Origin of the sequence: Endozoicomonas sp. ONNA2 (assembly GCF_024606365.1) — a bacterium.
GTDB lineage: Bacteria > Pseudomonadota > Gammaproteobacteria > Pseudomonadales > Endozoicomonadaceae > Endozoicomonas.
The window spans coordinates 1-1533 of sequence record NZ_JAHHPO010000651.1 but is presented as its reverse complement, the minus strand read 5'-3'; the positions used below and the strand labels follow the sequence as shown (position 1 = coordinate 1533).

The window sequence follows — 1533 nt, the reverse complement described above, 5'->3', positions numbered from 1 at the left end:
CGGCACGACCGGCTTCCGAAGGTTTCAGCGTCTTCTGAAGTTACGGATTCAGGTAGTTGTCTGCATCATGTTCTCACGCATGCAGGCTGAATAAATGTAATCGTCCTCTGGAAAGTCAACGGCCACTATATTCACACGGTTATTGTGGCGGCGGGCAACGTTGGCGGCATAGCGTAAAAATCCGGATGGGTAGCGTAAGGTTTTGACAAATGATCGCAGGCTGGATGGCTGACCGGGGATTACCCCCTGCTTCAGATCATCAGTACTTTCTGTCAGGGTCATCTGGGTAATATGCAGTTGGTCGCTTTTACGTTGTACAAGATTGTTGGTGATGCTGTCCAGAAGTGGGTAGGGGCGATTTTGGTTATGCCAGTGATTGGACAGCGTTTCCTCGGTTGACCAGCCAGAGAATACGGCTGAATGGAGCGTTGATAACACAATCAGTTGATAGCCACTATTCTGGAATTGCTGGATACTGTGTGCCGGGGTCATCTGTGGAGGGGCAATACTGTTGCCAAAATTTTTATGTAAAACCTGAAATAATTCATCGATATCAGCCTGAATCATGCCAAAGGGCTCATGGATATGAAAAATAATGATTTCTCTGGGGTTTTCTTTCAGAAACCGCTCGATGCCCATAATGATATTATCAACGGATGCGCCCGCCAGCCCATGGACAGTGATCAGTTGGCCATTTAACTTTCTTGGACGTATATCCAGATAGCGAACACCCGCCGTTAATTGCTGATAAGTGTTTTGATCCTGGGTCACTGCCCACCATCGCACCAGCTCTTTAAATGGCGTTAACAGATAGCTTTCAGAATAATAATTAAACAACTGCTGCAAATTTGCCCACATGTGAGGGTCTTGGTCGGAGAATCTTGTAATGTCATAACTGCCGCTGTTATGGGTACCCGGAATGCATATTTGATTCAGCGGCCTGTCATGGCTTTGATAGAGTTCAGTCATCCATTGGTCGGGTTCTGGCAGCGCCTCGGTCTCGTCAAAATCCTGTACCAGATTAATACCATACAGTTCGCTGATACGCCCTGATTTGCCGAATTCGATACGTATCCCGTTTAATAATGAGGTGGGAAAGGCTTTTCTGAAGCGCCACTTTTTGAACAATCGGGACTCATGAATGATCAGGTTCTCTGTCGGCTTGATATCACGGCACCACCGCTGGCCACGTTGCAGACTCATCGGCTTGCCATCGGCAGGAAAAATCGTGCTCCCATCACTTTCAATGGTAATGCCAATGCCAACGTTGCTCGCCACAGCGGAGTAAACCTGAGAAAGTTGATTATCCAGACAAAATCGATCTTCCTGAAATCCATAGCATGATAATGTTGTTGACATTAAGATCAGGAAAACGACACTTCGGGTAACCACGGTTAATGCCTCAAGCATGGGCCTACCGATATATCGGCCCTTGATAAATGCAGTTAAAGAGTACTTGTATGATCCTACTGGATGCCGTTAAGGAATTGTCTGTAAATAACTTCCACATATTCAGATGCTCCACCGCAATCA

The 1533-nt window shown here is 46.5% G+C and carries 1 protein-coding gene; it reads right to left on the bottom strand.

All coding sequences use genetic code 11. From position 1 onward, the window contains the following. Positions 1-48 precede the first annotated feature (48 nt). On the bottom strand, positions 49-1410 hold the full coding sequence (locus tag KDK14_RS11465; RefSeq protein WP_257265255.1) for a hypothetical protein: 1362 nt from the start codon (positions 1408-1410) through the stop codon (positions 49-51). Positions 1411-1533 lie beyond the last annotated feature (123 nt).